This window comes from Micromonospora fiedleri, from assembly GCF_016774385.1.
GTDB classification, from domain to species: Bacteria; Actinomycetota; Actinomycetes; order Mycobacteriales; family Micromonosporaceae; genus Micromonospora; species Micromonospora gifhornensis.
On record NZ_JAETXL010000104.1, the window covers coordinates 1 to 448 of the forward strand.

General features: G+C 77.7%; 1 pseudogene. It reads left to right on the top strand.

From position 1 onward, the window contains the following. Positions 1 to 162: 162 nt before the first annotated feature. Positions 163 to 375, top strand: a pseudogene (locus JMF97_RS30845) (imidazole glycerol phosphate synthase subunit HisH); the annotation flags it as partial. Positions 376 to 448 lie beyond the last annotated feature (73 nt).

A 448-nucleotide genomic window follows, 5' to 3' on the forward strand; every position in this document is an offset into this window, starting at 1 on the left:
GCGCCGGCACGGCTCCCCTGGCGGGTCCGTCGTGGTCACCGCCCTGCTGGCGGTGTTGCCCACCGGGGCCGGGGTTCTGTGGCTGCGGCCGGCGGAGGGCTCGTGAGGGACCGCGCCAGCCCCCGGCGCCGGGTGGTGGTGCTCGACTAGGGCTCGGGCAACATGCGTTCCGCCTAGCGGGCCCTGGCCGCCGCCGGTGCCGACGTCACGGTCACCGACGACCTGGTCGCCGCGGCCGCCGCCGACGGTCTGGTGGTGCCCGGCGTCGGTGCCTTCGCCGCCTGCATGGCCGGCATCGAGGCACTCGGCGCCGGCCCGGTGATCGCCGGCCGGGTCGGCGCGTGCCCGCCCGCGCTGGCCGCCTGCCGTGGCCTGCTGCACCCCCTCGCCTACGCCCGCTAACCCGGCGGGACACCCAGCTGTGCCTTACTAACCTCCCACCCGGCTC